Genomic DNA, 23,512 nt, shown 5'->3' with positions numbered 1-23,512 from the left:
GGGTGTCACCACGCCGCGTCGAACGTGGCTCTCAGTTCGGCGATGGCGTCTTCGGGGAGGGGGGTGGGTTTGCGGTCGGTCGTCAGCCAGAGGCGGGCCGTCTCCTCGAGCTCTTCGAGGACGGCGAGCGCGGAGGCGGCGTCCGGGCCCCAGACCACGGGGCCGAGGCGGTCGAGCAGGACCGCGCGGATCGGAGTCCCCTGTGCGGCACGGGAGTTGATCCGCTCGGTCACCAGGTCGGCGACGCGCGGGTCGCCGGGCCGGTGGTACGGGATGTGCGGGACGTGTCCCACCTTCATCACGTAGTACGGGGTGAGGGGCGGCAGGACGTCGTCCTGGTCCCACACACCGGCGAGCGTGAGCGCGACCAGGTGTGTGGAGTGGGTGTGGATCACGAAGCGGGCCGTGGGATCGGCCTCGTAGATCCGGCGGTGGAGTGTCAGTGTCTTGCTGGCACGGTCGCCCGCGACCTGCACACCATCGGCGTCGACGAGAGCGAGCCGCTCGGGTTCCAGGAAGCCGAGGGCCGCGTCGGTCGGGGTGATGAGGTGGCCGAGGCCGTCGTCGAGCCTGGCGCTGATGTTGCCGGCGCTGGCGTGGACGTAGCCGCGGTCGAAGAGGCTGGTGCCGACGCGGACGATCTCCGAACGCGCCGTGTCGACAGGGGACTTGGGGTCGAGTGTCACCGGGACTCCCTCTCGCTCTCGCTCTCGCTGAGCTTGCCGAAGGACGCCGTGAAGAAGTCCGGGCCGCCGAAGTTCCCCGACTTGAGGGTGATGTGAAGGGTGTCACCGTCGGCGAGCGACGCCGCACACCACGGCACACCCGGATCGATCTGCGGGCCGATCCGCAGCCCGGTCAGGCCGAGGGCCTGCACGACGGCGCCCGAGGTCTCGCCACCCGCGACGACGAGCCGCCGCACCCCGCGCTCGACGAGGCCCTGGGCGACGCGCGCGAGCGTCCGCTCCACCAGTTCCCCGGCCTCCGCGGCCCCGAGCCGCCCCTGCACGTCGCGTACGGCGTCGGGGGACCCGGTCGAGTAGACGAGCACCGGTCCTTCGGACGACAGATGGGCGTCGGCGAAGGCGAGCGCCTCGGCGGCCACGTCCTCGCCCGCCGCGATCCGCAGCGGATCCACGCTGAAGCCGGGGCGGCCGGTGGCGAGGAACTCCCGCACCTGTGTGTTGGTGGCCGCGGACACGGAACCGGCGACGACCGCCGAGTGGCCGGAGGCGGCGGGGAGCTCGGCGGCCTCGGGGGAGGGCTCGATGCCCCAGTTCGCGGGGAGCCCGATGGCGAGGCCCGAACCGGCGGTGACCAGCGGCAGTCCGGCGACCGCCGCGCCCAGACGCACCAGGTCGTCGTTCGACACCGCGTCGACGACCGCGGCGCCGACACCGTCCTCCCGCAGCTCCTCGATCCGCGCGGTGACGGCCTCGGGGCCGGCCGCGACGGCCCTGTGGTCGATGAGCCCGACGGGCCGCACGGTCTGCGCGTCCAGCACCGACACCAGATTGGAGTCGGTCATCGGAGTCAGCGGGTGGTGCCGCATGCTGCTCTCGCCGAGCAGCACATCACCCACGAAGAGGTGTCCCTTGAAGACCGTGCGGCCGTTGTCGGGGAACGCGGGTGTCGCGACGGTGAAGTCGGTGCCGAGCGCGTCCATCAGCGCCTCGGTGACCGGGCCGATGTTGCCGGCCGGTGTCGAGTCGAACGTCGAGCAGTACTTGAAGTAGATCTGCTCGGCGCCCGCCGAGCGCAGCCACTCCAGGGCGCGCAGCGAGGAGTCGACGGCCTCGGCCGCGGGGACGGTCCGCGACTTGAGGGCGATGACGACCGCGTCGGTGTCCTGCGGTGTCTCGGTGTCCGGTGCGGGTACGTCGATCAGCTGGACCACGCGCATGCCCGCGCGCACCAGGTTGTTGGCGAGGTCGGTGGCGCCGGTGAAGTCGTCGGCGATGCAGCCGAGGCGGATGGGCACGTCAGGCATCCTTCTCGTCGTTGAGGTGGTGCTGCCCGGGCAGCTCGATGCCCGGGAAGATCTTGATGACCGCGCTGTCGTCCTCGCCGCCGAGACCGGACGCGGAGGCCTGGAGGAACATCTGGTGGGCGGTCGCGGACAGCGGCAGCGGGAACTTCTCGGGGCGGGCGGAGTCCAGGACGAGGCCGAGGTCCTTGACGAAGATGTCGACGGCCGAGAGCGGTGTGTAGTCCCCGGCCAGCACATGGGCCATGCGGTTCTCGAACATCCACGAGTTGCCCGCGCTGTGCGTGATCACCTCGTACAGCGCCTCGGCCGGCACGCCCGCCTTGATGCCGAGGGCCATGGCCTCCGCGGCGGCGGCGATGTGCACGCCCGCGAGCAGCTGGTTCACGATCTTGACCTTGGAGCCGAGGCCCGCGGTGTCACCGAGGCGGTAGACCGTGGCGCTCATCGCGTCGAGCACGGGGTCGGCGAGCGCGTACGCCTCCGGGGCGCCGGAGGTCATCATCGTCAGCTCACCGGTGGCTGCGCGGGCGGCGCCGCCGGAGATCGGGGCGTCGAGGAAACGGACACCCAACTCGCCGAGCCTGCCCTCCAGTTGGGCGGAGAAGGTCGGGTCGACGGTGGAGCACATGACGTAGACGGAGCCGGGGCGCAGCCGGTGGGCCGCGCCGCCGTCCCCGAAGAGGACCGACTCGACCTGCGCCGAGTTGACCACGACACCGACCAGGACGTCGACGTCGGCCGCCAGGTCACCGGCCGTGTCGTACGCGGCGCCGCCCTCGTCGGCGAAGGCCGCGGCCACGTCGGCGCGCAGGTCGTGGACCGCCACGTGGAACCCGGCGGCGCGCAGGCTGCGCGCCATGCCGAGCCCCATGGCCCCGAGTCCGACGACGCCCACGCGGGTGGTGGATGCGGTCGGTGCCGGGTGATCCTGGTCGTGCATGGGTGTCTGTCCCTGTCTCTCGCGTGGGCCGAGGGGCCATGGGTCGAGGCCCGTGGGGCCGTCGAGCGCAGGTCATATGATGACCTGACGTCAACGCGGAGTACAGGGTGATGCCGGTCACAGATGGGTGACGGTGGGCGACTGCAAGCCGGCCGGGCCGGACCCGACCTCGGACGGAAGCTCACGCTCGAGATCGCTGGCGGGGACGCGACGCCGCAGGTCGCGGAGTTCCAGATGTGCGCCCAGGAGGCGGAAGGCCCCCTGCCCGCCGGTTTCCGCACCGGCGGGCCGGGGACCCGGCCACACATGAAGTGGCCAACAAGTGCAGCACTCCCCGGCGGCGGTCTACGTCCTCGTGCTCGACGAGGGCGAGGAGGCCCTCGCCGGGATCACGGACTTCGCCCGCGCCCGCTCCCTCGGGGCCTCCCAGGTCACGGCCGTGGGTGCGTTCTCGCGGGCCGTCGTGGGGTGGTTCGACCGGGACGCCAAGGACTACCGCCCCACCACGGTGGGCCGGCAGTGCGAGGTGCTGTCCCTGCTCGGGGACATCGCCGTCGGCGAGGACGGCCCGACCGCACACCTGCACACCGTGCTGGGCCTCGCGGACGGCACGACGCGCGGCGGTCATCTCCTGGAGGGCCGGGTGTGGCCGACCCTCGAGGTGATCGTTCGCGACAGCCCCGCGGAACTGGCGAAGGTGTACCGCCCGGAACTGGGGCTCGCACTGATCAGTCCGTCTTGAGGCGCGGGTCCGGAGGCGGCGCCGGGAGTGTGTCGCAGCGAGGTGATCACGAGGCGGCGCCCACGGCGGCCGTCGACGGACGCGAGGTCGCCGACGCCGCCGTGGGCGCGTTGTGCCCGGGCGAAGTTCAACTCGCCCGTTCCCCCCACCTGTTGGGCGGCCCGGAAGTCCTCGGCCGCACCGATCAGGTCGGTCCCGGTCAGCCGTGGAAGGCTATGTACCCGTTGTGGTCCCGGTCGTTCGTCGATGCCTTGTAGGAGTGGACGTCCGAGCGGGGGCCCGAGGGCTTGTACAGGTAGATGGTGTCCTTGTCGTTGTTCCACATGAAGTTGCAGTTGTCGCGGTAGACGACGTTGTTCGCGTCGGAGTCGCTGCCGTTGCCGCCGCGCAGCTTCACGTAGTCACCCGGCTGAAGGGAGTGGCTCGCGGTGAACTTGAAGCGGTTCCCCGCGGCGTCCTTCACGAGGTACCCCTTGAGGTTGACCGTCGCGGTGCGCGAGTAGTTCTTGATGGTCAGGTACTCGTTCTTGGTGTTGCCGCCCGAGCAGCGGTTGTCGTCCCGGCCGGGGGCGTCGTACTGAACGCCCCTGATCTTCAGGGCCGAGGAGTACTCGGTGGCCTGTGCGGGAGACACGGTCGCGGCGAGAGCGGCGACGGCGGCGGCTGCGGGCAGGGCGTAGCGGTAGCGCATGAGGTTCCCCCCTCATTCGTTTCATTGGTGCCCCGCGAGCATATGCCATGTGAACGGGCCGTAGCGGCCGTGTGCAGGAAATGTGTGCACGTCGGACTCGGGTCAGGGTGTGCTGATCGAGGCTCCCGGCCCCAGCGGTATGTCGAAGCCGTAGAAGATGCCGAGCACCGCAAGCCACGCCACCAGGAACGGCACCACGAACACCGACAACCGTGAGAGCAGGGAGCCGAGTTGGGCCTCCGGTTCGTAGCGCTTGAGCACCGTGAGGAGCAGGAAGACGTAGGGGTTGAGGGGAGTGATCATCTGGGTGGCCGAGTCGCCGATGCGGAACGCCGCCTGGGTGACCGCCGGTTCCATGTGCAGCAGCATGAAGGCCGGGACGAAGACGGGGGCCACCAGGGACCAGAGCGCCGAGCCCGACGTGATGAACAGGTTGAGGACGCACACCAGCAGGACGAAGGCCACCAGGCCCAAGTAGCCGGCCAGGCCCACCGATTCGAGCAGCGCCGCACCCTTCACCGCGAGCAGCGTGCCCAGGTTCGTCCAGTCGAAGACGCCGATGACCTGCGCGATGACCAGGATCAGGACGATGTACGCGGACATGCCCGTGATCGCGTCGGCCATCATGCGCGGCACGTCCTCGAAGCGGGTGACCGCCTTCACCGTACGGCCGTAGACCGCGCCGGCCAGGAGGAACGCCACGAAGAGGAGCGGCACGATGCCGTCCAGGACGGGGGAGGGGACCAGCGCCCCGCCCTCGCCGCGCAGCGGGGAGCCGGGCAGCAGCCAGCAGGTGATGACCACGGCGGCGTAGGCGAGGACCACCAGGCCCGCGCGGCGCATGCCCCGGCGCTGGAGGGCGGTGACCTCCGTGGTGACTTCGCCCGTGGTGACTTCGCCCGTGGTGGCTTCGCCGTCCGGCCGGACGCCGTCCGTCTGGGTGCCGTCCCCGGTCGGCTGCGGCAGCCGCGGTTCCAGGACCCGTGAGATGAGGAAGCCGCCGATGAGGGCGAGGACGACGCTCGCCGACGCCGTGTAGAAGTAGTTGATCAGGATGTGCGTCGGGGCGTCCGCGCCCTGCGGGAGGACCTGCGCGGCCTGGTGGGTGATGCCCGTGTAGAGGGCGTCGAGCGCGCCGATCGTGAAGCCCGCCGCGTACCCCGCGCACACGCAGGCGAAGCCGCCGATCAGGCCCGCGACCGGGTTGCGGCCCGCGTTCTTGAACACCAGCGCGGCCAGCGGCGGGATCACCAGGATCGCCACGTCGCTCATCAGGTGGGCCTGCGCCGCCACGAAGGCGACCAGGTAGGGCAGGAGGCACCGAGGGGCGCGGGAGATCGAGGCGCGCACCATCGTCTCCAGGAGACCGGTGCGTTCGGCCACGCCGACCGCGGCCATCATCAGGAGCACCGTGCCGAGCGACGGGAAGCCCGTGAAGTTGGGGATGAAGTTCTCCAGGAGCCAGACCACGCCGTCCCCGGTGAACACCCCCTGCACGGCGACCGTCTTGTCCTCGCCGGGTATCCGCACCGTCGCCCCGGCCGCCGCGAGCGCGGTGGACGCGGCGCCGACCAGCACGAACAGGCCGAGGAAGAGGAGGACCGGGTGGGGGAGCTTGTTGCCCACCCGCTCGATGCCGGACATGGCCTTGTCGATGAACCCCGCTCTGGTGGGCTCCTTCTCCGGGGCCGGCGCGTGTGTCGTCATGTCCCGAGTCCGTTCTTGCGGAGTGTGCCGCCCTGCGCGACGAGGACGACGTTCGCCGGGTCGGCGAGCAGCGTGATGTCGGCGAGCGGGTCGCCCTCGCACAGCACCAGGTCGGCCTGCTTGCCCGGCTCCAGCGTGCCGATCTCGGTGTCGAGGCCGAGGAGTTCGGCGGCGGAGCGGGTGCCGGTGGTGATGGCCCGCAGTGGTGTCATGCCGAGGGCCACGAGGTGGGTGAGCTCGCGCAGGTTGCGGCCGTGCGGGACCATCGCCGCGTCCGTGCCCATGGCGATCCGCACGCCCTCGGAGATCGCCGCGGAGATGTTCTCCTTGGTGATCCCGGACCAGCGGACCTTCTTCTCGTAGTGGTACGGCTCCATCGTGGCCTTGTCGATGCCGTCGAAGACCGTGGACAGCGTCGGGACGACGAACGTGCCGCGCTCGCCCGCGAGTTCACGGGCCTGCGCCGACATGCCGTAGCCGTGCTCGACGCTGGTGACACCGCCGCGGATCGCGTTGAGGATGCCCGCCGTGCCCTGCGCGTGCGCGGCGACCGGGCGGCCGCCGTGCCGGGCCAGCTCCTCGACGACCGTACGGATCTCGTCCTCGGTCAGGCCCTCGTCGTCGGGGTGGTCGTACGGGCTCGACATGCCGCCCGTGGCACACACCTTGATGACATCGGCGCCCGAGCGCAGCAGTTTGCGCACCGCGAGCCGCACCTCGTCCGGGGTGTCGGCGATCTCGCCCATCCCGGAGCTCGGATCGAAGCCGCACTCCGTGGCGAAGTCGGCGTGGCCGCCGGTGTGGGAGAGGATGCGGACCGCCGTGTGGATGCGCGGTCCCGTGGTCAGGCCCTGCTCGACGGCCGTGCGGTAACCGGCCGGCAGCCCGCCCAGGTCGCGCACGGTGGTGACACCCGCGTCGAGGGTGGCGCGCAGCCGCTCGGCGGTGCGGAAGGTCTCGACCGTGGTGTCCTGCTCGTAGCGGCGCACCATCTGGCGTGCGGACTCGACACCGAGGTGGACGTGGGTGTCGATGAATCCGGGCAGGAGGGTGCGGCCGCCCGCGTCGATGGTGCGTACGCCGGGTTGGGCGTCCGGCGCCGTCGCCGCAGGGCCCGCGTAGGCGATGAGGCCCTCGGCGTCGACGACGAGCGTGGCGTTGTCGACGGGATCGGCGCCGGTGCCGTCGATGAGGCGGGCGTCGGTGATGCGGAGCGAGGAAGGCTGTTGGGAACTCATGAGCGAACACTGTCGGATTCGGCGATGACGAACACGTAAAATCGCAGGAACCTGACCTGGTCCACCTATCTGTGCAGGATTTCGGCCACCGTGAGAACGCAGCATTCGGAACCCTCTGTGCCGGACCGTGCCCGGATCGACGAGCTCGATCTCGCGCTCGTGCACGCCCTTCAGATCAACACCCGCGCCCCGTGGACGCTCATCGGCGAGGCCCTCGGCATCGACCCCGTCACCGCCGCCCGGCGCTGGGAGCGGCTCGCGCGCAGCGGGGCCGCCTGGGTCGACGGGTATCTCGCGCTCGACCGCGACGAGGGGTCGGTGTACGCGCAGGTCGAGATCGACACCGGCGGGCATCTGCCGGAGGACGTGCTGACCTCGCTCGCGGCGGACTCCCGGATGCTCAGCCTCAAGCAGACGTCGGGCGGGCGCGATCTGCTGGCCATCGTGGGTGCCTCGTCGTTCGACGACCTCGCCCAGTACACCGGGGAGCGGATCTCCCGGCTGTCCGGGGTGCGCGGCACCCGGATCCATGTCATCACGGCGGTGCCCTTCGAGGGCGCGCAGTGGCGGCTGCGGAGCCTCACACCGGCCCAGCGCGCGGTACTGCGGCCCGAGTATGCGGACACCGAGAGCCCCGTCCCCGACGAGCCGATACGCCCCATCGACCGGCGCATCGCGCACGCGCTCGGCGGCGACGGGCGGATGCCGCTGTCGGGCCTGGCCCGCGCCACCGGGGCGAGCACCGCCACCGTCCGCCGCAGGCTGCGCGCCCTGACCGCCGGCGGACGCCTCTCGCTGCGCTGCACCCTGGCCCGGCCGCTCACGGAATTCCCGGTGTCGGCCGTCTACTTCGGGTCCGTGCCCGCCGAGAACCTGGACCCGGCCGTGCAGGCCCTGCGCACCCTTCCGGGCCTGCGCATGTGCAGCATCACCGCGGGCACCCACAACCTCATCCTCGACATCTGGCTGCGCACGCTCGCCGAGGTGCACACCACGGAGGCCCTCCTCAACCGCCGCCTCGCCGACCTCGGCCTGCGCATCACGGAGCGCGCGGTGGTGCTGCGCACGCTGAAGCACGCCGGCCGACTCCTCGACCGGCGTGGACACAGCGTGGGCGCGGTACCCCTCAGATCGACGGGCGACTGATCAGGCCCGCCGGAGACCGATCAGGCCCGCCGGAGACCGATCAGGCCGACCGGAGAGCGAGCTCCCGCTCCTCCGCGTCCGCGTCGAAGCCCACCGGCTCCCAGCGCTTCACGAGCAGTGCGACGAGGCCGAGGACGGGCGCGCCGAGAATGACCCAGTACACCCCGGTGCCGAGGCCGGTGCTGAGGATCGGGAAGAAGAACAGCGTGAGCGTCGAACCGAGGCGCAGCACCGCCTGGTTGAAGCCGATGGAGACACCGCGCATCGAGGTGGGGAAGCCCAGCGAGGCGTAGCTCATGATGTGTGCGCCGGGCCCGAATCCCTGGGCGAACATAAACGCCCCCAGCATCAGGATGCCCGCCGTCACGACGGCCGTGCCCGAGGGCTGTCCGATGAGCGCGAGCACCGTGATCGCCACCAGCTGGATCGCGAAGCCCAGCGACATCATCGGCCAGGCGCCCTTCGTCGAGGCCCAGCGGATGCCGAGCAGTCCACCGGTCAGCGCGAAGACGAGGTTCAGGGTGAAGGACGACGCGATGGTGGTCAGCGGCCCCTGCGTCATGAGCGTGGCGATGATGATCGGCAGGCCGAACGCGACCGCGTTGTAGCCGAAGGTCTCCGCGAGGCCGACCGCCACCGACTGGATGGTGCGGCTGCGGTACGGGCCCTTGAACAGGCGCGCGTAGGAGGCGAGCCCGGGGCGCTGCGGACGCTCCGTCTTCCCCTGTACGTCGTCCGGGACGTAGGCGTCCACCCCGTACGACTGCCGCAGGATGCCCGCCGCGCCCTCCAGGTCGCCCTGGTCGGCGGCCCAGGTCGGGGACTCGTTCATGTAGCGGCGGCGCAGCAGCAGGACCACGAGCGCGGGGACGGCGCCGAAGCCGACGGTGAAGCGCCACAGCCAGCCCAGGTGGGCGTCGGGCAGCAGGAAGTACAGCGCCATGATGACGAGGTAGCAGCCGCTGGTGGCCGCGTACCAGGCGGGCGACCAGGCGGCCGTGCGCGAGCCCTTGCTGCCCTTGCCGCGCAGCCGGGAGAACTCGGCGAGGAACGCGATGGCGACCGGGATGTCCATGCCGACGCCGATGCCCATCACGAAACGGGCGCCGATCAGCGTCCACGCGTCCTGCGCGACCGCGCACACCAACGCCGTCACGACGAAGAACAGCATGTTGGCCATGAAGACCCGGTAGCGGCCTATTCGGTCCACGAGCCAGCCGCCGACGAGCGCGCCGATCAGCGAGCCGACACTGATCGAGGCGGTGACGACGCCGGCCATCGTCGAGCTGAGGCCGAACTGCTTCGTGATGTCGGGGAGCCCGTACGCGAGCGAGCTGAGGTCGTACGCGTCGAGGAAGATGCCGCCGAGCGCGATGATCACGATCATCCGGGCGTGCTTGCCGCGCGCCGTACCGGAGTTGACCAGATCGGAGACGTCGGCCGCGGACCGGATCGGCACCGGTCCTGACGCCGCCTCCGCCGGCGTGGGTGAGGGCAGGGAGGAAGTGGAGCTCACGGGGGCCTTCCGGGGGTGCTGATGTGCTGCGGGTGGTGTGTGTCGCGGAATCGTATGCAGCCACCGGAAGGGCACCGTCCATTTGTCCGCATGCTGGTCACAGCGGTGGGCGGGCCCGGTTCACCACTCCGCGAACGACCCGTCCCCATGCCGCCACACCGGGTTGTGCCAGCTCGCCGCCGAGCCGTCCGCCGCGCGGACCGCCTTCTCGTCGATGCGGACGCCGAGGCCCGGCAGTGCGGGGCGGGCGAAGTGGCCCGCGTGGAAGCGGAAGACCTCGGGGTCCGCCACGTAGTCGAGGAGCTCGGAGCCGTGGTTGTAGTGGATGCCGATGGACTGTTCCTGGATGAGGAAGTTCGGTGTGCAGAAGGCGAGTTGGAGGCTTGCCGCCAGGGCGACGGGGCCCAGCGGGCAGTGCGGGGCGACCAGTGCGTCGAAGGTCTCGGCGAGGGAGGCGATGCGCCGGGACTCCGAGATGCCGCCCGCGTGCGAGAGGTCCGGCTGGACCACCGCCACCCCCGACTGGAGCGCCGGGAGCACCTCCGTACGGGAGTACAGCCGCTCGCCCGTCGCGATCGGCGTCGTCGTGGACTCCACCACCCGGCCGATGCGGTGCGTGTACTCGGGAAGCACCGGCTCCTCGACGAACATCGGGCCGTACGGTTCGAGGGCCGCCGCCGCGCGGACGGCGCCCGCCACCGTGAACCGGCCGTGGAGGTCGACGGCGAAGTCGCCCTCGGGGCCCAGGACCTCGCGGGCCACCGCGGCGCGGGCCGCCATGGCGTCCAGCTCGGCGACGGTCGGGAGGCGGTTCGCGCGGCCCGAACCGTTCATCTTGACCGCCGTGAAACCGGCCGCCGCCTGCTCGGCGATCTGGTCGCGCAGCTCGGCCGGTTCGTCGCCGCCCACCCAGCAGTAGGCGCGCACCCGCTCGCGTACGGCACCGCCCAGGAGCTGGTGCACGGGCGCGTCGTACGCCTGGCCCGCGATGTCCCACAGCGCCTGGTCGAGGCCCGCGACGGCGCTGGAGAGGACGGGACCGCCCCGGTAGAACGAGCCCTTGGTCATCAGCTGCCAGTGGTCCTCGACGCGCAGCGGGTCCGCGCCGAGCAGGAACTGGTCGGCGAGTTCGTGGACGGCCGTGCGGACGGTGTCGGCGCGGCCCTCCACCACGGGCTCGCCCCAGCCGACGAGGCCGTCGTCCGTCTCGATCCGGCACATCAGCCAGCGCGGCGGTACGGCGAAGGTCTCGACTCGGGTGATCTTCAAGCCTGGTGCTCCCTTGCTCTGTCGACTGCTGCTCCCTGCTCGCGTGCTCCCTGCTCGCGTCCGGGCTACTCCTTGACGCTGCCCTCGGTCAGACCCGTGCGCCAGAAGCGCTGGAGGACGAGCATCGCGACGGCGAGCGGGATGACGGAGACGAAGGCGCCGCCGATGGTGTACTGCGTCAGCTCCGGGACCCGGTCGGCGGCCTGCTGCCAGGTGACCAGGCCGAGCGTGATGGGGTATTTCCGGTCGTCGGAGAGCATCACCAACGGCAGGAAGTAGTTGTTCCAGATGTGCACGAACTGGAAGAGGAAGACCGTGACGAGCGCCGGGGTCATGATGCGCAGGACGAGGGTGGCGAAGATCCGCTCCTCGCCCGCGCCGTCCACCCGCGCCGCCTCCAGGAGCGAGTCCGGGATGGACGCCTCCGCGTAGATCCGGCACAGGTACACGCCGAAGGGGGAGACGATGCTGGGGATCAGGACCGCCCAGTACGTGTCCGTCAGGTGCAGCTTGCTGAAGAGGAGGTACAGGGGGAGGGCGAGAGCCGTCGAGGGGAGCAGGACGCCCGCCAGGACGAACTTGAACACCGCCTCGCGGCCCCGGAACCGGTACTTCGCGAGCGCGAAACCGGCCGCCGCCGAGAACAGCGTGGCCAGCACCGCGCCCACCCCCGCGTACAGCAGGGAGTTCAGCGCCCACTGGAGATAGACGTGGTGGTCGTAGGAGAAGACGTTGCCCAGGTTGTGCAGCAGCTGCGGGTTGTCGAACCAGAAGCCGAACGAGCCGTAGAGGCTGTCGTTGTTCTTCGTCGCCGCGACGATCAGCCAGTACACGGGGACGAGGAAGTAGATCGCGGCGATGGTGAGGACCGCGACCAGCACGATCCGGCCCGGTGTGAAGCGGCGCGGCCTGTCGGCGGTCACGCCCTCGGGCTGCTTGACGTCGACGGCGCTCATCGCTCGCTCCTCTGCTTGCGGGTGACGAGGCTCAGGAAGCCGAAGGACAGGACCATCGCGACGACGGCGAGGATCACGGACTTGGCGGCGGCCACATAGATGTTGGCGTTGGAGAAGGCGTCGAAGTACGCGCTGAGGTTCGGCGTGTAGTCGGGGGTGACGGCCGGGGCGATCTTCTTCAGGACGAGCGGCTCGGCGAACAGCTGCATCGTGCCGATGATGGAGAACACGCAGGTGAGGACGAGGGCCGGGCGGACGAGCGGGATCTTGATGCGCAGCGCGACCTGCCAGGGCCCGGCGCCGTCGATCTTCGCGGCCTCGTACAGCTCCTGGGGGACGGACTTGAGCTGGGCGACGATGATCAGCATGTTGTAGCCCGCGAACTCCCAGATCACGATGTTCGCGATGGACCACAGCACGTTGTCCGGGCCGAGGAAGTCCGGCTGGAAGCCCAGGTCGCCGAGCATCTCCGTGATCGGGCTGATGCCGGGGACGTACAGGAAGCCCCACAGGATCGTCGCGATCACGCCGGGGATGCCGTACGGGAGGAAGTACGTCGCCCGCATCGGGCCGGCCCAGCGGTCGGAGATCTGGTCGAGCAGCAGCGCGAGGACCAGCGAAAGCAGCAGCATCACCGGGACCTGCACGATGCCGAAGAGCAGCACCCTGCCGAAGCCCTCCAGGAACGCGTCCTGCTGGAGCGCGATCGCGTAGTTGTCGAGGCCGCCGAAGACGACCTTGGGGGAACCCAGCCCCAGCGGTCCCGAACGTTCGACCTTCAGCAGGCTCTGGTAGATCGCGTAGAACACCGGGATGATCATCGCGAACAGATAGACCGCGAGGAACGGTCCGAGGAACATCCACGCCTTGCGGTCGGGCCTGGCCCGCCGGGTGCGGCGGCGCCCGCCGGCCTTCGGGGCCGCGGCCGTGGGCGCCGGGCCGTTGGCGCCGGACCGCGCGGACCTCACGGAAGATGTCGTCATCGTGCGCTCCTCGCCTTGAGTCCCTTGGCCTTGAGGTCGTCGACGAACTTGGTCTGCGCGTCCTTCAGCGCGTCCACGAACGTGCCCTTGCCCGCGAGGGCGAGCGCCAGGTTGTCCTGGATGTGGGTGAAGGACTGCGTGGTGGTCGGCGCGTACCGCCAGGAGGTGTCGACGTTGCGGTCGGAGGTCTGGAAGACCTCGTTGTAGCGCTGGCCGCCGAAGAACGGGTCGGGCTTGCCGAGCGGGGTCCGCGGAAGGTCGATCTTCGCCGCAGGCCAGCCGTACCCGGCCTCGATCAGCAGCTTCATGCTGTCCGGGTCCGTGTTCAGCCAGTGCGCGAACCTCAGTGCCTCGACCGGGTGCTGGGAGCCCTGGAGGACCGCGGTGGAGGAGCCGCCCCAGTTCGAGGAGGCGTGCGCGCCCGCCTCCCACTGCGGCAGCTCGGCCACCGCCCACTTGCCCTTGGTGCGCGGGGCGTTGCCGCGGATCAGCGCGTCGTACCACTGCGCGCCCGGCCAGGTCGCCAGCTGCCCGGTCTGGAGCCCCTTGTAGAAGGCGCTCTGCGCGTCCTGCGTCTCCAGCAGGACCCGGTCCCGGATCAGGCCGTCCCAGTAGTCGGCGACCTCGAGGGACTCCGGTGACGTCAGGTCGACGATCCAGGTGTCGCCCTCGGTGCGCACCCAGTGGGCCCCGCGCTGCCAGGGGAAGGAGGCCCACCACTGGGCGTTGGACGGCGGGAAGGCCGTCATGTACGAGCCGTGCTTCTTGGCCTTCTTCGCGACGGTGCGGTACTCGTCCCAGGTCCGGGGGACCTCGACGCCCCACTTCTCCAGGAGGTCCTTGCGGTAGAACAGGCCCATGGGGCCGGAGGCCTGCGGGATCGCGTACGTCCGGCCCGCGAACACGCCCTGCTTCCACTGCCAGTCGACGTAGTGGTCCTTGAGCTTGTCCGCGCCGAATTCGCTCAGGTTGGTCAGGCCGCCCTCGAGCATGAACTCGGGCAGCGCGTAGTACTCGACCTGGGCGAGGTCGGGCGGGTTGCCGGCCTTCAGGGAGGCGTGCATCTTCTGGTAGCCGCCGGAGGTGTTGGCGGGCACCATCTGTGCGACGACCTGGATGTCGGGGTTGCGCTTGTTCCACAGCGCCACGGCCTTTTGCAGCGGCACCCAGGTCCAGATCCTGAGGGTGACCTTCTGGCCCGGCTTGCGGCCGTGGTCCTTCGACATGCGGGCGGCGCCGGCGGATTCACCGCAGGCCGCGAGGGCGGGGGTCGCGGCGGTGGCGGCGGCCCAGGTGAGGACGTTTCGCCGGGTGGGGGTTGGGGGCATCTGACCTCCTTGTCAGAGTGCGGTTGCGGCCGCACGGCGTTGCGGTCGCGGGGCTCTGCCCCGGACCCCGCTGCTCAATCGCCGCAGGGGCTTGAATTGCTCAACCGGCGCTGGGGCCCGATTGGGATGAGGCGCCGGGGCCTGATTGGGATGAGGTGTGGAGCACGGCGACGCCGTAGGCGGGCAGGGACACGCGGGAGACGGGGTCCGGCTCGGCGGTGAGTCGGTTTCGCATCGGCTCCGGCAGCTCGACGGTCACGGCGTCCGTGCCGTGGTTCAGCAGGAACAGGAAGCGGGCGTCCGTTCCCTCGCGGACGGTTGCCTGGACGTGCGCGGGCAGGTTCGGCAGGACGGGGGCCACTCCCGCTTCCCCGCGCACCCGGTCCAACAGGGCCCGCAGCAGGGCCGGTTCGAGGCGGGTGCCCACGTACGAGGCCGTGCCCTCGCCGTACGTGTGGCGGGTGACCGCCGGGCGGTCCGAGAGTTCGCCGTCCTCGAAGCGGGCGACGGCTTCGGCGCCCTCCAGGTCGATGGCCTCGGACCAGAGATCGGCCCGGCCGGTCAACTCGCCTCGTACGCGCAGGTGTTGACCCTCGTCGAGCGGCCAGAACTCCTCCGTGCGAATGCCCAGCAGGCGCCGCAGGTGGGCCGGGTAGCCGCCGAGTTCGACCCGGTCGCAGTCGTCGACGATGCCGGAGAAGAAGGACACGACGAGGTGCCCGCCGCCCTCGACGTGGGCCGCGAGCCGCTCGGCGTTCTCCTTGCTGAGCAGATACAGGTTCGGCACGACGACGAGCTTGTACGAGGACAGGTCGCGGTCCGGCGGGACGATGTCGCACGGCACGCCCGCGTCGAACAGGGCACGGTGGTGCGCGAGGTTGATGTCGGTCTGGTTCAGGGCCGTGGAGGGGTGCGAGTCGAGCTCCAGGGCCCACCAGCTGTTCCAGTCGGTGAGGAGCGCGGCGTCGGCGGTCGAGCGGGTGCCCGCGATCTCCGGGACGGACGCCAACTCCCGCCCGAGGTCCGACACTTCGCGGAAGACACGGGTGTCGGTCCCGGCGTGCGGCACCATCGCCGAGTGGTACTTCTCGGCGCCGCCGCGCGACTGGCGCCACTGGAAGTACAGGACCGCGTCGGCGCCCTGCGCGACGGCCTGCCAGCTCCACAGCCGCATCCGGCCGGGCTGCTTCGGGCTGTTGCGGGGACGCCAGTTGACCGCGCTGGGGGCCTGCTCCAGGAGCAGCCAGGGCTGTCCGCCGCGGGCCGAGCGCATCAGGTCGAAGTTGTACGCGGCGGTGAGGTGCGGGTCCGCCTCGTACGGGTCCTGGTAGTGGTCGAGCGCCATCACGTCCATGTGCTCCGACCAGGCGAACGCGTCGACCGGCTTGTGGTTCGGCATCAGGTTCGTGGTGATCGGCACGCCGGGTGTGACGCGGCGCAGGACCGCCTCCTCGGCGAGGTAGCACTGGCGCAGCGCGTCGTCGCTGAAGCGCCAGTAGTCCAGCTGCTGCGCGGGGTTGGCGAAGGTCGGGGCGAGGCGCGGCGGCAGGACCTCGGTGAAGTCGTCGTAGCGCTGCGACCAGAAGGCCGTGGACCAGGCCTCGTTGAGCGCGTCCACGGATCCGTACCGCGCGCGCAGCCAGCGGCGGAAGTCGGCGGCCGACACCTCGCAGTAGCACTGGCGGGTGTGGCAGCCGTACTCGTTGCCGATGTGCCAGGTGTCCAGGGCCGGGTGGCCGGCGTAGCGGGTCGCGAGGCGCTCGACGAGGTGGGTGGCGTGCTCCCGGTAGACGGGGCTGGAGGGGCAGTAGTGCTGGCGGCCGCCGGGCCACTTGCGCCGGCCGTCCTCGGTCTCCGGGAGGACCTCCGGATGCAGGTGCGAGAGCCACGGCGGCGGGGACGCGGTCATGGTGGCCAGACAGACCCGGATGCCCGCGTCGGCGAGGTCGTCCATGACGCGGTCGAACCAGCCGAAGTCGTACTCGCCCGGCCGGGGTTCGACCTTGGCCCAGGAGAAGATCCCGGCCGTGACCATGGTGACCCCGGCCTCCTTCATCAGCCGGGTGTCCTCGGACCTGACCTCCTCGGGCCACTGCTCGGGGTTGTAGTCGGCGCCGAAGTGGAGCATCGCACCTCACTCGATCCGTGGGATTCGCTGGTCGTGCCCGGTCTGTTCAATCCATTAATTAGGAATTAACGTGGCGGAATATAGGAGCGTGGACGGAGGGGGTCAACCCCCTGAACAGGCGAACAATTGACGACCATGTTCACGGGTCACCGGAACCAGGAGGCAGCCCATGCAAGCCCCGCGCGCCACCGACCGCTTCGCCGGACGCACCGCCGTCGTGACCGGAGCCGCCGCGGGCATCGGCGCCGCCACCGCGCGCCGGCTCGCCGCGGAGGGCGCGGCCGTCGTGCTCGCCGACATCGACGAGCGGCGCGGGGTTGAGGTGGCCGAGGAGATCGGCCGGGACGGCGGCCGCGCCGCGTTCGTGCCCGCCGACGTCGCCCGCGAGGACTCCTGGCAGGAGGTGCTGACCGCCGCGCACGCTTTCGGTCCTGTCGGGGTCCTGGTCAGCAACGCCGTGAAGATCGAGGTCGCCCCCGCGCACGAGACCTCGCCCGAGTCCTGGAACCGCCAGCTGTCCATCGGGCTCACCGCCGCGTTCCTCGGCGTACGGACCTGCCTGGACGACCTGCGCGCTCAGGACGGAGCGGTCGTCCTGGTCTCGTCCGTGCACGCCCGGCACGGCATTCCGGGCCATCCGGCGTACGCGGCGGCCAAGGGCGGACTGCTCTCGCTGAGCAGCCAACTCGCCGTGGAGTACGGGCCGTCGGTGCGGGTCAACACGGTGTTGCCCGGCCCGATCCTGACCGGGGTGTGGGACCGGGTGCCGCAGGACGAGCGGGAGGCGAGCGTCGCCGGGACCGCGGCCCGCCGCTTCGGCAGCCCCGACGAGGTGGCGTCCGCGATCGCCTTCCTCGCCTCGCCCGAGGCCTCCTACGTGACCGGGACGAGCCTCGTGGTCGACGGCGGATGGAGCGTGCTGAAGTCATCGGCGTGAACACGGGGTGAACTCCCGCCGCCCCGGAGATACTTGGCGGGCCGAGACTTCGAGAGAACAGCAGGTAGGACATGGCGGGGTACGCGCGCCGCGGAGTGCACGGGCAGACCGTGGAGACCATCGCGCACCGGGTGCTGAGCGGCCGGATAGGGGAGGGCGACACCCTCGACCTCGGCGCGCTCCAGGGCGAACTCGGCGTCAGCCTCACCGTGTTGCGCGAGTCCCTGAAGGTGCTCGCCGCGAAGGGCATGGTCGACGCCCGGCAGAAGCGCGGCACCTTCGTGCGGCCCCGCGCCGACTGGCACCTGCTCGACGCGGACGTGCTGCGCTGGCAGTTCGAGTCGGTGGACGGCGGGCTCGCGGCGGGCGCGGGCAATCCGCTGCTCGGCGACCTGGACGAGGTGCGCGGCATCGTCGAGCCGGCCGCGGTGCGGCTCGCCGCGCGCCGCCGCACGGACGACGACCTGGCCGCGCTCGACGCGGCGCTGGCGGCGATGGGCGAGGAGGCAGAGGACGGCGCGGCCCACGCGGTCGAGGCGGACCTCGCCTTCCACGGCGCGCTGCTGCGGGCCTCCCACAACGAACTGCTCGAACGCATGGACCTGGTGATCGCCGCGGGCCTCGCCCACCGCGACCGCCTCGTGCATGCGTCGGGGCGCCACCCCAAGGATCCGGTGCCCAGTCACCGGGCGGTCCTGGACGCGGTGCGTGCCCAGGACCCGGATGCGGCGGAGTCCTCCATGCGGACGCTGCTGGCGCAGGCCGCGCGGGACCTTGAGTGGCTGCGGGGGCGGCGTTGACGTCGCGGGGCTCTGCCCCGGACCCCGCTGCTCAATCGCCGCAGGGGCTCTATGCAGTCGTACCGATCAGCCCGCTCAGCTCGGAGAGTTCCGACTCCGTGAGGTCGACGAGCGGAGGCCGCACCGGACCCGCAGGGTTGCCCGTCGCCGTCATGCCCGCCTTGACGATGCTGACCGCGTATCCCGCCTTGCGGTTGCGCAGCTCCGTGTACGGGAGCACGAAGTCGCGCAGGTGCTTGAGGACGGTGGCGTGGTCCCGGCCGCGGACGGCGGCGTAGAAGTCGAGCGCGAACTCCGGCAGGAAGTTGAAGATCGCCGACGAGTAGGTGGTGACGCCGAGTTCGAGGTAGGGGAGGGCGTACATCTCCGCCGTCGGCAGGCCGCCGACGTACGTGAAGCGGTCGCCGAGCTTCGTGCGGATGCGGGTCATGGCGTCGATGTCGCCGACGCCGTCCTTGTAGCCGATCAGGTTCGGGCAGGACTCGGCGACGCGGGCCAGGGTGTCCGCGCTGTACTTGGCGTTGGCCCGGCCGTAGGCGATGACACCGAGGTCCGTGGCCTTGCAGACCGCCTCGACGTGCTCGGCGAGACCGTCCTGCGAGGCCTCCGTGAGGTAGGGCGGGAAGAGCAACAGACCGTCGGCGCCCGCCCGTTCGGCAGCCCGCGCGTACTCGATGGCGGTGCGCGTGCCGTAACCGGCCGGGGCGAGGATCGGGGTGCCCTCGGGCGCCGCCTGCACGGCCGCCGTCACCACTCGGTCCGTCTCGGCGGCGGTCAGCGAGAAGAACTCGCCGGTGCCGCCCGCGGCGAAGAGCCCACCGACCTCGTACGCCGACAGGCGCTCGATGTTGGCGCGGTAGGCGGCCTCGTCGAAGGCGAGGTCGTCGGCCGTGAAGTGGGTGACGGGGAAGGAGAGCAGGCCCGAGCCGATGCGCTGGCCGAGCTCCGACGGGGTGAACGAGGACATGGGTGGTCTGCTCCTGCGGGTCGCGAGGTCGGTGAAGAGCGGGTGTGAGTACGACATTACGAGGCGTCAGTCATGCGCGTCCAACACCGTTTTCGCATCCAGTGATACCCGGTGGGTATGGCGGGGCGGCCTGGACATGGCTCTGGCGCGGGCCCCGCGCTGTCCGTCAGCGGGGTCCGCGCCAGAGAGCGGGGAAGGGGCGGGTTACGGGCGCGCGCCCACCTCGTGCGTCGCGACCGTCCAGGCGCGGGCCTGCTCGCTCAGGGTGATGCCGAGGCCCGGCCGGGAGGAGACGTGCATGCGGCCGTCGCGGGTCTCCAGGCGCTCGTTGAACAGCGGTTCCAGCCAGTCGAAGTGCTCGACCCACGGCTCGATCGGGTAGGCGGCGGCGAGGTGGAGGTGGATCTCCATCGCGAAGTGCGGGGCCAGTTGCAGGTTGTGGTGCTCGGCGAGGCCGGCCAGCTTGAGGAACTGGGTGATGCCGCCGATGCGCGGGGCGTCGGGCTGGATGATGTCGCAGGCGTTCGCCTTGATCAGCTCGACGTGCTCGGCGACCGAGGCGAGCATCTCGCCGGTGGCGACGGGGGTGTCGAGCGAGGCGGCGAGCGCGGCGTGGCCCTGCGCGTCGTAGGCGTCGAGCGGCTCCTCGATCCAGACGAGGCCGAACTCCTCCATGGCCCGGCCCATGCGCTGGGCGGTCGGCCGGTCCCACTGCTGGTTGGCGTCGACCATCAACGGCACGTCGTCGCCGATGTGTTCGCGTACGGCGGTGAGGCGGGCGAGGTCGGCCTTGCGGTCCGGGTTGCCGACCTTGATCTTGATGCCGCCGATGCCGCTGGCCAGGGAGGCGGTGGCGTTCTCGAGGACCTGCTCGGTGGGCGTGTGCAGGAAGCCGCCGGAGGTGTTGTACGTCTGCACCGAGTCGCGGTGGGCGCCGAGCAGCTTCGCGAGCGGAAGGCCTGCCCGCTTGGCCTTGAGGTCCCACAGGGCGATGTCGATCGCGGCGATGGCCTGCGTGGCGACGCCGCTGCGGCCGACGGAGGCGCCGGCCCACACCAGCTTCGTCCACAGCCGGCCGATGTCGCTGGGGTCCTCGCCGATCAGGTTGTCGGCGATCTCCTTGGCGTGCGCGAACTGGGCGGGGCCGCCGGCGCGCTTGGAGTAGCCGAAGCCGATGCCGGAGTGGCCCCCAGCGGTCTCGATCTCCGCGAACAGGAAGACGACCTCGGTCATCGGCTTCTGCCGGCCGGTGAGCACCTTGGCGTCGCTGATCGGCGTCGCGAGGGGCAGCGTGACGGAGGAGAGCTTGATCCAGGCGATGGTGTCGAGGGTCGCCCCGCCCTGGCGGGAGGCGGCTGAACTGGCTGCGGACATGCTGGTCACCACTGCGAATCCCTGGGGGTGTGAGCCGTTGGTTCCTGTTGACGCTAAGGTCGGCGATTAATCCACGTCAAACATAGTTTTTGGATGATTCAATACCTGGAGGGCATCGTTGTTCACGCTTGCGCAGCTGGCGAGCTTCGTGGCCGTCGCGGAGGAACTGCACTTCACGCGGGCCGCCGAGCGGCTGCGGATGACACAGCCCCCGCTCAGCCGGCAGATCCAGCTCCTGGAGCACGAGCTGGACGTCCAGTTGCTGGATCGGACGAACCGCACCGTCCGTCTCACGCCCGCGGGGCGCGCCTTCCTCAACGAGGCGCGCACGATCCTGCGGCAGGCCGAGGCGGCCACGCTCGCCGCGCGGCAGGTGTCGACGGGTGAGGCGGGCGCGATCGCCGTCGGCTTCACCGCCGCGAGTGCGTACTCCGCGCTCGGTCCGCTGCTCGATGTCGCCCGGACCTCGATGCCCGGTACGGAGATCGTGCTGCGGGAGAAGGTGACGCGCGACCAGTTGGAGGCCCTCACCGAGGGATCTCTCGACCTCGGCATGATCCGGCCCTCCAGCACCGGGCCCGACCTGGAGACCCGGTCGACCACGCGCGAGGGGCTGCTCGCCGCGGTGCCGAGCGGGCATCCGCTCGCCGAGGGCGAAGGGCCGTTGCCGATGGGCGAGTTCGACGGGCAGGACGTGTTGATGTACTCGCCGATCGAGGCCCGCTACTTCCACGAACTGCTGGTCAGCATCTTCCGTGAGGCGCGGGTGCGGCCGCGGTTCACGCAGTACCTCAGCCAGGTGCACAGTCTGCTGGCCATGGTGCATGCGGGGTGGGGGATCGCGTTCGTTCCGGAGTCGGCCGCGCAGATGCGGTTTCCCGGGATCGCGTTCCGTCCGCTGGAGCTGTCCGATGCGGCGCCGGTGGAGTTGCATCTGGTGTGGCGGAAGGCGAATGACAATCCGGCCTTGCATGCGCTTCTGCGGTTGCTGTGACCGGACGTGTTACGGCCGACCGTCCTCCGCCCTCGGGCTCCGCCCCGGACCCCGCTGCTCAATCGCCGCAGGGGCTTGATGTGGCGGCACTGGCCGATGCCGTCTCGCCTTGGGCAATCTGCCGCCGGGAAAGTGTGGCCCAGGCTCGGGGTCACTAGGGTCGGGCGGGTACACCTCGACGTAGCAGGAGGAATCGTGTCCAAGCCGCCGCTGTCCGCTGAAGCCGTTGGCATGCTGGAGCGGGCCAATCCGGCCACCGTTGCCACCCTCCGGTCGGACGGGTCGCCCGTGTCCGCCGCCACCTGGTACCTCTGGGAGGACGGGCGCGTGCTGCTCAACATGGACGAGGGGCGGGTCCGCCTCGGGCATCTGCGGCGCGACCCGCGGCTCACGCTCACCGTCCTCGACAAGGACAGCTGGTACACCCACATCACCCTCATCGGCCGGGTCGTCGAGATCCGCGAGGACAAGGGCCTCGCCGACATCGACCGGATCTCGACCCACTACGCGGGCGGCCCCTACCCGGAGCGCGAGCGCGCCCGGTTCACGGCGGTCATGGAGATCGAGCGCTGGCACGGCTGGGGCGAGTTCCGCGACAGTGATCAGGCCACCGTGTAACGCCGGTCCGGCCGGAGGCTACGGCACCCGCGCCGTCCACTCGTCCGTGCCGAACTTGGTGCGGACGAGGTCCTGGGCGCGGGTCAGTTCCTCGTCGGTGACCTTGCCGTCCGTGAGGCCGTAGCGGTTCCGGAACGAGTCGATCATGCGGGTGATGACCTCCTCGCGGGGCAGGCCGGTCTGGCGGCGCAAGGGGTCGACCCGCTTCTTCGCGCTCTTCGTGCCCTTGTCGGACAGCTTCTCCTTGCCGATGCGCAGGACGTCGACCATCTTGTCGGCGTCGATGTCGTACGACATCGTCACGTGGTGCAGCACCGCGCCCTGCCCGGCGGCGACCCGCTTCTGCGCGGCGCCCGCGACCTTGCCGACGTCCGTGGCGATGTCGTTCAGCGGCTGGTACCAGGCCTTGATGCCCATGTCGGCGAGGGCGCCGAGCACCCAGTCGTCGAGGTAGGCGTAGGAGTCCTGGAAGGAGAGGCCGGAGACCAGGGACTCGGGCACCGCGAGCGAGTACGTGATCGTGGACTTGGGCTCGGCGAACATCGCGCCGCCGCCCGAGATCCGGCGAACGACGGTGACACCGTGCCGAGCCACGCCCTCCGGGTCGACCTCGTTGCGCAGTGACTGGAAGCTGCCGATGATCACCGCGGGCCGGTCCCACTCCCACACGCGCAGCGTCGGCGGGCGCTTGCCGAGCGCGACCTGCTCCACCATCACCTCGTCGAGCGCCATGTGCAGGACGGGGGACTGGGGCGCGTCGTGGACGAGCTGCCAGTCGTAGTCCCGCCAGTCCGTGGCCTGGGCCAGCGCGCGGCGCACCGCCGTGGCGACACCCTCCGTCGTCAGGCCGAGCATGGTCGTGCCGGGCGGCAGCGCCGCGTCGATCCGGGCGGCGAGGGCGGCGGTGTCGGCGTCGGCCGGGGCGCCTTCGAGCGCGGCGTTGATCGCGAGGAGCGCGTCGTCCGGTTCGAGGAAGAAGTCGCCCGCGACGCGGACGTCCCGCAGCACCCCGCCCACCTCGTTGACGTCGACGACGACGAGCTTGCCGCCGGGGATCTTGTACTCGCCGTGCACGGTGTGCCGCCTTCCACCAGGTTGTCCGTCCTCGCGGACAACGCTATCCGGAGTCCGGACATTCCGGGTTCCATGGGCGCCCCGCGGCCGCCGCCCTTCTCTATTGACACTTCG

The 23,512-nt window shown here is 70.8% G+C and carries 20 protein-coding genes and 1 pseudogene; 6 read left to right on the top strand and 15 right to left on the bottom strand.

From position 1 onward, the window contains the following. Positions 1 to 5: 5 nt before the first annotated feature. The 3 genes and pseudogenes from ACNYS0_RS09020 to ltnD all read right to left on the bottom strand — a co-directional run. Complete coding sequence (locus ACNYS0_RS09020) at positions 6 to 686, bottom strand: class II aldolase/adducin family protein (protein ID WP_422472136.1); 681 nt, start codon at positions 684 to 686, stop codon at positions 6 to 8. Further along, positions 683 to 1,981: a 3-oxo-tetronate kinase gene (gene otnK, locus ACNYS0_RS09015; protein ID WP_422472135.1), complete on the bottom strand. Its 1,299-nt coding sequence runs from the start codon at positions 1,979 to 1,981 to the stop codon at positions 683 to 685. Before otnK ends, ACNYS0_RS09020 begins: the two co-directional genes overlap by 4 nt. Position 1,982: 1 nt before the next feature. After that, positions 1,983 to 2,933, bottom strand: a pseudogene (gene ltnD / locus ACNYS0_RS09010) (L-threonate dehydrogenase); the annotation flags it as partial. Positions 2,934 to 3,252: 319 nt separating this feature from the next. On the opposite strand from ltnD, the gene ACNYS0_RS09005 reads away from it, so the two are divergent. Next, positions 3,253 to 3,672, top strand: coding sequence for a PPC domain-containing DNA-binding protein (locus tag ACNYS0_RS09005; RefSeq protein ID WP_422472134.1), 420 nt, complete (start codon positions 3,253 to 3,255; stop codon positions 3,670 to 3,672). 199 nt (positions 3,673 to 3,871) lie between these two features. On the opposite strand, the gene ACNYS0_RS09000 is transcribed toward ACNYS0_RS09005, so the two are convergent. From ACNYS0_RS09000 to ACNYS0_RS08990, 3 genes are all read right to left on the bottom strand, one after another. After that, entirely contained in the window at positions 3,872 to 4,363 is a 492-nt protein-coding gene (locus tag ACNYS0_RS09000; RefSeq protein WP_422472133.1) for a lamin tail domain-containing protein, read from the bottom strand. A gap of 102 nt (positions 4,364 to 4,465) precedes the next feature. Further along, positions 4,466 to 6,070 (bottom strand): AbgT family transporter, encoded by a 1,605-nt coding sequence (locus tag ACNYS0_RS08995; protein WP_422472132.1) that lies wholly within the window; start codon positions 6,068 to 6,070, stop codon positions 4,466 to 4,468. Next, a complete protein-coding gene (locus tag ACNYS0_RS08990; protein ID WP_422472131.1) occupies positions 6,067 to 7,308 on the bottom strand; it encodes a metal-dependent hydrolase family protein in 1,242 nt (413 codons plus the stop codon). The genes ACNYS0_RS08995 and ACNYS0_RS08990 overlap by 4 nt, the downstream gene beginning before the upstream one ends. 117 nt (positions 7,309 to 7,425) lie before the next feature. Between ACNYS0_RS08990 and ACNYS0_RS08985 the strand changes: the two genes are divergently transcribed. Further along, a complete protein-coding gene (locus ACNYS0_RS08985) occupies positions 7,426 to 8,454 on the top strand; it encodes an Lrp/AsnC family transcriptional regulator (RefSeq protein ID WP_422472130.1) in 1,029 nt (342 codons plus the stop codon). 40 nt (positions 8,455 to 8,494) lie between these two features. On the opposite strand, the gene ACNYS0_RS08980 is transcribed toward ACNYS0_RS08985, so the two are convergent. The 6 genes from ACNYS0_RS08980 to ACNYS0_RS08955 form a co-directional block, all read right to left on the bottom strand. Beyond that, on the bottom strand, positions 8,495 to 9,970 hold the full coding sequence (locus ACNYS0_RS08980; protein ID WP_422472129.1) for an MFS transporter: 1,476 nt from the start codon (positions 9,968 to 9,970) through the stop codon (positions 8,495 to 8,497). 120 nt (positions 9,971 to 10,090) lie between these two features. Then, positions 10,091 to 11,239, bottom strand: coding sequence for a galactonate dehydratase (dgoD, locus tag ACNYS0_RS08975; RefSeq protein WP_422472128.1), 1,149 nt, complete (start codon positions 11,237 to 11,239; stop codon positions 10,091 to 10,093). A 65-nt stretch (positions 11,240 to 11,304) separates the two neighbouring features. Then, the gene (locus tag ACNYS0_RS08970; RefSeq protein WP_422472127.1) at positions 11,305 to 12,195 is read right to left on the bottom strand and encodes a carbohydrate ABC transporter permease; all 891 of its coding nucleotides are present in this window, start codon (positions 12,193 to 12,195) and stop codon (positions 11,305 to 11,307) included. Continuing rightward, positions 12,192 to 13,055 (bottom strand): carbohydrate ABC transporter permease, encoded by an 864-nt coding sequence (locus ACNYS0_RS08965; protein ID WP_422482528.1) that lies wholly within the window; start codon positions 13,053 to 13,055, stop codon positions 12,192 to 12,194. Before ACNYS0_RS08965 ends, ACNYS0_RS08970 begins: the two co-directional genes overlap by 4 nt. A 119-nt stretch (positions 13,056 to 13,174) precedes the next feature. After that, positions 13,175 to 14,506 carry an ABC transporter substrate-binding protein gene (locus ACNYS0_RS08960; protein ID WP_422472126.1) on the bottom strand — a complete coding sequence of 444 codons (1,332 nt, stop codon included), beginning with the start codon at positions 14,504 to 14,506 and terminating at the stop codon, positions 13,175 to 13,177. 100 nt (positions 14,507 to 14,606) lie between these two features. After that, positions 14,607 to 16,634 (bottom strand): beta-galactosidase, encoded by a 2,028-nt coding sequence (locus ACNYS0_RS08955; protein ID WP_422472125.1) that lies wholly within the window; start codon positions 16,632 to 16,634, stop codon positions 14,607 to 14,609. 169 nt (positions 16,635 to 16,803) lie between these two features. Between ACNYS0_RS08955 and ACNYS0_RS08950 the strand changes: the two genes are divergently transcribed. Both ACNYS0_RS08950 and ACNYS0_RS08945 read left to right on the top strand, forming a co-directional pair. After that, a complete protein-coding gene (locus tag ACNYS0_RS08950; protein WP_422472124.1) occupies positions 16,804 to 17,571 on the top strand; it encodes an SDR family NAD(P)-dependent oxidoreductase in 768 nt (255 codons plus the stop codon). Positions 17,572 to 17,642: 71 nt separating this feature from the next. Further along, positions 17,643 to 18,371, top strand: coding sequence for a FadR/GntR family transcriptional regulator (locus tag ACNYS0_RS08945; protein ID WP_422472123.1), 729 nt, complete (start codon positions 17,643 to 17,645; stop codon positions 18,369 to 18,371). A 49-nt stretch (positions 18,372 to 18,420) separates the two neighbouring features. Here ACNYS0_RS08945 and kdgD read toward each other — a convergent pair whose 3' ends face one another. Both kdgD and ACNYS0_RS08935 read right to left on the bottom strand, forming a co-directional pair. Continuing rightward, on the bottom strand, positions 18,421 to 19,338 hold the full coding sequence (kdgD, locus tag ACNYS0_RS08940; protein ID WP_422472122.1) for a 5-dehydro-4-deoxyglucarate dehydratase: 918 nt from the start codon (positions 19,336 to 19,338) through the stop codon (positions 18,421 to 18,423). A gap of 204 nt (positions 19,339 to 19,542) precedes the next feature. After that, a complete protein-coding gene (locus tag ACNYS0_RS08935) occupies positions 19,543 to 20,712 on the bottom strand; it encodes an L-talarate/galactarate dehydratase (protein WP_422472121.1) in 1,170 nt (389 codons plus the stop codon). Positions 20,713 to 20,830: 118 nt separating this feature from the next. Between ACNYS0_RS08935 and ACNYS0_RS08930 the strand changes: the two genes are divergently transcribed. Continuing rightward, entirely contained in the window at positions 20,831 to 21,706 is an 876-nt protein-coding gene (locus ACNYS0_RS08930; protein ID WP_422472120.1) for a LysR substrate-binding domain-containing protein, read from the top strand. Positions 21,707 to 21,901: 195 nt separating this feature from the next. Beyond that, positions 21,902 to 22,324, top strand: a complete 423-nt coding sequence (locus tag ACNYS0_RS08925) for a PPOX class F420-dependent oxidoreductase (protein WP_422472119.1) — start codon at positions 21,902 to 21,904, stop codon at positions 22,322 to 22,324. Positions 22,325 to 22,342: 18 nt separating this feature from the next. On the opposite strand, the gene ACNYS0_RS08920 is transcribed toward ACNYS0_RS08925, so the two are convergent. After that, a complete protein-coding gene (locus ACNYS0_RS08920) occupies positions 22,343 to 23,398 on the bottom strand; it encodes a lipoate-protein ligase LplAB (protein ID WP_422472118.1) in 1,056 nt (351 codons plus the stop codon). Between the last annotated feature and the right edge of the window lie 114 nt (positions 23,399 to 23,512).

Source organism: Streptomyces anthophorae (assembly GCF_049310305.1).
Lineage (GTDB): Bacteria > Actinomycetota > Actinomycetes > Streptomycetales > Streptomycetaceae > Streptomyces.
This window is presented reverse-complemented; position numbering and strand designations above follow the sequence as displayed.